This window comes from Micromonospora echinofusca, from assembly GCF_017614955.1.
Lineage (GTDB): Bacteria > Actinomycetota > Actinomycetes > Mycobacteriales > Micromonosporaceae > Micromonospora > Micromonospora echinofusca_A.
In genome coordinates, this window is sequence record NZ_WVUH01000453.1 from 1 (window position 1) to 4,740 (window position 4,740).

Annotated in this window: 5 protein-coding genes; all 5 read left to right on the forward strand. The window is 74.6% G+C overall.

Features of this window, described 5'->3' with window-relative positions:
* A partial coding sequence (locus GSF22_RS30685; protein WP_208817405.1) for an FAD:protein FMN transferase occupies positions 1-257 on the forward strand: 257 nt, incomplete at its 5' end.
* 59 nt (positions 258-316) lie between these two features.
* Complete coding sequence (locus tag GSF22_RS30690; RefSeq protein WP_208817406.1) at positions 317-1,867, forward strand: flavin-containing monooxygenase; 1,551 nt, start codon at positions 317-319, stop codon at positions 1,865-1,867.
* Positions 1,868-2,800, forward strand: a complete 933-nt coding sequence (locus GSF22_RS30695) for an SDR family oxidoreductase (protein ID WP_208817407.1) — start codon at positions 1,868-1,870, stop codon at positions 2,798-2,800.
* Positions 2,797-3,594 carry an alpha/beta fold hydrolase gene (locus GSF22_RS30700; protein ID WP_208817408.1) on the forward strand — a complete coding sequence of 266 codons (798 nt, stop codon included), beginning with the start codon at positions 2,797-2,799 and terminating at the stop codon, positions 3,592-3,594. The genes GSF22_RS30695 and GSF22_RS30700 overlap by 4 nt, the downstream gene beginning before the upstream one ends.
* 60 nt (positions 3,595-3,654) lie before the next feature.
* Complete coding sequence (locus GSF22_RS30705; protein ID WP_208817409.1) at positions 3,655-4,080, forward strand: OsmC family protein; 426 nt, start codon at positions 3,655-3,657, stop codon at positions 4,078-4,080.
* Positions 4,081-4,740 lie beyond the last annotated feature (660 nt).

Below are 4,740 nucleotides of genomic sequence, written 5' to 3' on the forward strand. Positions count from 1 at the left end.
GGGTCGGGGACCCGGTCGACGGGCTGGCCGGCGGCGGGCTGGCCACCGCCCGGGTGTACGTCCCCGGCCGCTCCGGCGTGCTCGATCCCCGGACCGGGCTGCCGCCGTCGGCCCCGTGGCGGTCGGTGACCGTGGCCGCCGTCGACACGGTGCACGCCGCCGCGCTCGCCGTCGGCGCGCTGGTACACGGTGCCGAGGGTCCACACTGGCTGGCCGGCGGCCCGGCCCGGTGGTGGCGGCTGGGCGATGGGTCGTGACGGTACTCCTGCCCGGTCGGCACTTCCGCCGACCGTTACCCGGTGGTAACTTCCCGGACATGGTCTCGGACGGGCGACGACGGGTCCGGATCGCCGTGATCGGCGCCGGCTTCGGCGGGATCGGCACGGCCATCCGGCTGCGCCAGCACGGTGAGCACGACTTCGTGGTCTTCGACCGGGGCGACGAGGTCGGCGGCACCTGGCGGGACAACAGCTACCCCGGCTGCGCCTGTGACGTCCCGTCCCACATGTACTCGCTGTCGTTCGCCCCCAACCCGGACTGGACGCGCAGCTTCTCCGCCCAGCCGGAGATCTGGGCCTACCTGCGCCGCTGCGTCGACTCCTTCGGTGTCCGGCCGCACCTGCGGCTCGGCCACGAGGTGCTGGCCGCCCGCTGGGACAGCGGGTCGACGAGCTGGCTGATCGACACCTCGCACGGCGGCTACCGGGCCGAGGTGCTGGTCGCGGCCGGTGGGCCGCTCTCCGAACCGGCCGTACCGGCGCTGCCCGGACTGGCCGACTTCACCGGCGAGGTGTTCCACTCCGCGCGCTGGCGGCACGACCTGGACCTGACCGGCCGGACGGTGGCCGTGGTCGGCACGGGTGCGTCGGCCGTCCAGTTCGTCCCGGAGATCGCCCCGGTGGTCGGCCGGTTGCACCTGTTCCAGCGGACCGCGCCGTGGGTGATGCCCCGGGCGGACCGGCCGATCAGCGCGGGCGAACGGCGCCTGTTCCAGCGGGTACCGGCCGCCCGCCGGCTGGCCCGGGCGGGCGTCTACTGGGGACGGGAGGTCGCCGCCACCGCGTTCCTGCGTCCGGCCCTGATGCGGGCCGCCGAGCAGGTGGCCCGCCGGCACCTGCGCCGGTCGGTGACCGACCCGGTACTGCGGAGGCGGTTGACCCCCGGCTACCGGATGGGTTGCAAGCGGGTGCTGCTCTCCAACGACTACTACCCGGCGTTGACCAGGGACAACGTCGAGGTCGTCGCGGGTGGCGTGGAGCGGGTCACGCCCGACGGGGTGGTCGCCACCGACGGTACGGTCCGCCGGGTCGACACGATCATCTTCGGTACCGGCTTCCACGTCACCGACGTACCGATCGCCGGGCGGATCACCGGGCGGCACGGGCGCACCCTGGCCGAGACCTGGTCCGGCAGCATGCGGGCGTACCAGGGCACCGGGGTCACCGGTTTCCCGAACCTGTTCCTGCTGCTCGGGCCGAACACCGGGCTCGGGCACACCTCGGTCGTCTTCATGATCGAATGCCAGATCACCTACCTGCTGGGCATGCTGCGCCACCTCGGCCGTAGCGGCATCCGGGCGATCGAGCCGACCCCGCAGGCGCAGGACGCGTTCGCCGCCCGGGTGGACCGCCGGATGGCCGGGACGGTCTGGTCACGTGGCGGCTGCCGGAGCTGGTACCTCGACGCCACCGGCCGCAACTCGACCCTCTGGCCCGGCTACACCTGGTCGTACTGGCTGCGTACCCGGCGGTTCGACCCGGAGGCGTACCGCCCGGTCCCCGGGCCGGAGCCCCTGCCGGTCTCCGGGGCCGGGATCGGGGCCGGGGCCGGGCGACCCGAAGCGACGACGAGCAGCGAGGAGCACTGAGTGGACCGGTCACTGTCCGGCAGGGTCGTCCTGGTCACCGGCGCGGCCCGGGGCATCGGCGAGCACACCGCCCGACTGGCCGCCCGGCGGGGCGCCCGGGTCAGTCTGGTCGGCCTGGAGCCGGACCGGCTCGCCGCGCTCGCCACCGACCTCGGCCCGGAACATGCCTGGTTCGCCGCCGACGTCACCGACCAGGCCGCCCTGGGGGCGGCGGTGGCGCAGACCGTGGCGCGGTTCGGCGGGATCGACGTGGTGGTCGCCAACGCCGGGGTGGCCAACCGGGGCACCATCGCCATCGGCGACATCGAGGCGATGGTACGGACCGTCGAGGTGAACCTGATCGGGGTGATGCGGACCGCCGCAGCCACCGCCGAAGCGTTGATCGAACGGCGGGGCTACCTGCTGATCGTCTCCTCGGCGGCGGCGTACGCGGCGCTGCCCGGCATGGCCGCGTACTGCGCGTCGAAGGCCGGGGTGGAACACTTCGGCAACGCGATCCGGTTGGAACTGGCCCACCGGGGGGTGGCGGTGGGCACCGCCCACCCGTCCTGGATCGACACGGACCTGGTGCGGGACGCGAAGGAGGACCTGCCGGCGTTCGCCGAGTCGCTGGACCGGCTGCCCGGGCCGATGGCCCGGACCGTCTCCGTCGAGGCCTGCGCCGCCGCGTTCGTCCGGGCCATCGAACGCCGCCAGCGCCGGGTGTACGTGCCCCGGATGGTGGGGGCGGTCGCCGCGGTACGGTCCCTGCTGGTCGGCCCGCTGGCCGACCGCGCGATCGGCCGGCAGGCCCGCACCTCCGTCCCGCTCATGGAGGAACAGGTCCGCAACCTGGGTCGGGGGTTCGGCCGGACCACCGCGCTACCGGACCCTCCGCCGGGGACCGACCACCGGGCGGGGCGTGCCGCAGGTGGTGCCGGAGACCCGGGGTGAGCGCGGCGGTGCAGGTGGTCTACGAGCGGCGCGGCAGCGGCCCTCCGCTGGTGCTGCTGCACGGCATCGGCCACCACTGGCGGGCCTGGCTGCCGGTGCTGGACCGGCTCGCCGACGCCCACGACGTGGTCGCCATCGACCTGCCGGGTTTCGGGGAGTCCCCGGTACCGGCCAGCGGACTGCCCCGGGACATGCCGGCGGTGGTCGCCGCCGTCGTCGACGTCTGCACCGCGCTCGGACTGGACCGCCCGCACGTCGCCGGCAACAGTCTCGGCGGGGCGATCGCGCTGGAGCTGGCCGCCGCCGGCCGGGTGGCCTCGGCCACCGCGCTCTCCCCCGCCGGGTTCTGCACCCCCGGGCAGTTGCGCTGGGCGCTCGGCGTGCTCGGCGCGCACCGGGTGGTCGCCCGGCTGCCCGTACCGGTCCTGCGTCCGGTCCTCTCGGTGACCGCGCTGCGGTACCTGTCCTTCGGCATGCTGCTGGCCCGCCCGGGGCGGCTCACCGGCGAACTGGCGCTGGCCGACGCCCGTGCCCTGGCGAGGGCGCGGGCGTTCCGCGCGGTGGCGCGTGCCGGACGGGGGTACGCCTTCACCGGTACGCCGACGGTGCCGGTGACGGTGGCCTGGGGGACCAGGGACCGGATCCTGCCCTACCGGCAGGCGACGGTGGCCCGGCAGCGTCTCCCGGAGGCGCGGCACGTGGCGTTGACCGGCTGCGGGCACCTGCCGATGCACGACGACCCGGATCTGGTCACCTCGGTCATCCTGGCCACCACCGGCGCCGTACCCCGCTGAGGCACGGTTTCGGCGGTGGCCGACCGGGTAGCCGTTGCGGTGAGTGACGGGAGGAACGCGATGCCGGATCCCAGTTCGTGGCTGAACGAGGCCACCGCGACGGCGGAGGGTGGCCATGTGCGTACCGACGACGGTGTCCTGTCCACGGCGCTGGCCTCGCCGCTGGCTCCGCACTGCACGGGGCTGACCCCGGAGCAGCTGCTCGCGGCGGCGTTCGCCTCGTGCCTGCACCACGCGGCGGTGGAGGCGGCCAGTGACATCACCGACGAGGCGCACACCGTGCAGGTACGCGCCGAGGCCCGGCTGGGCCGGGACGACGACGGGCGGTACCGGGCGGATGTGCACGCCAGCATCTCGTCGGCGGGGTTGAGCCGGCAGCAGCTCACCGAGTTGGTGGCGTACGCGGACCGGCTGTGGCCGTTCTCCAGCGGGGACAGCAGCCGGCACCGGTTGACGGTGACCACCGCCGAACCACGGAGCCGCTGAACCGCGCCGCTGCGGACCGCACCGGGCCACCGGAGTCGCGCCGAACCCGACCGGGACCGGCAGGGACCGGGTATGGCGGCGGACCGGGTGGGGCCGGGTGGCGGGCGGACCGCCGGTCACCCTTTCCGGTCGGTGCCGTCCACCGAAAGGTGGATGCCGGCAGCACGTCACCGCCCCGGGGTGGGACGGGCTGCTTCGCCTGCCAAATCGGGAAATTCCGAAATAGGAATATTGCGAGGTCGAGACCATCCCTCCCCGATCCGGGCTGTTTACCGACCCAGATCCGGGTAAATTGTGACGCATGCCACCAAGCTGACCGGTGGCATGTCGGCGCGGCGTGCCTAGCCTCGGCAGGTGCGCGGCAACGAGACTTCACCCCAGCCCTCGACCGACAGCCCAACCACTGACCGTTCGGGCGACACGACCTCCCCCGTTCAGCCACGGGGGCGGCACCGCCGGGAGCCCGCCCGCTCCGGGACGTTTCTCGGGCGGGTCCGCCCCGTCGTGGCCTCCCGGCCGGCGCGGCTCACCCTGGCCACCAGCCTGAGTTGCTGCCTCGGGTTCGCGGCATTCGCCGGCTCGGGCGCCTTCACCCGCCCCGAGGTGGCCCCCACCGTCCTGCCCGACGTGGTGGCCGAACGGGCCGCTGCCGCCCGGAAC

What these genes read in the sequence shown, in the direction of transcription:
- GSF22_RS30690 (WP_208817406.1), top strand. Translation starts at nt 317, where the DNA reads ATGGTCTCGGACGGGCGACGACGGGTCCGGATCGCCGTGATCGGCGCC.
- GSF22_RS30705 (WP_208817409.1), top strand. Translation starts at nt 3,655, where the DNA reads ATGCCGGATCCCAGTTCGTGGCTGAACGAGGCCACCGCGACGGCGGAG.